This window comes from Cupriavidus sp. SIMBA_020, assembly GCF_046535395.1.
In the GTDB taxonomy this organism is placed as follows: Bacteria; Pseudomonadota; Gammaproteobacteria; order Burkholderiales; family Burkholderiaceae; genus Cupriavidus; species Cupriavidus campinensis.
The window spans coordinates 1-262 of record NZ_JAWRWU010000870.1; the positions used below are offsets into that span (position 1 = coordinate 1).

General features: G+C 38.5%; 1 pseudogene. It reads right to left on the minus strand.

Annotation, left to right across the window (positions count from 1 at the left end):
• A pseudogene (locus SB751_RS31885) lies at positions 1 to 262 on the minus strand (TonB-dependent siderophore receptor); the annotation flags it as partial.

Here is a 262-nt window from a genome sequence, read left to right on the forward strand (position 1 = left end):
ATACCATAACTAGGCTGGTTTACCTCAACAGCACCATAAACAGGGTTGTTAACTTCATCATAGCTATTGCTTTGCCAGCGATAGCCACCACCCAATTTTAGATTGTCTAATGCACCTGAGAGTTGATAGCTAGTAAAAAGTTTAAATTGATCTTTTGGGTTGGTGGTATTTAATACCGTATTATCCGGTTTTTCGCCTTTACTATGGGTATAGCCAAAATAAGCGTTCCAGTTGTCGGTTAATTTTCCGTTGATTTCTAGCT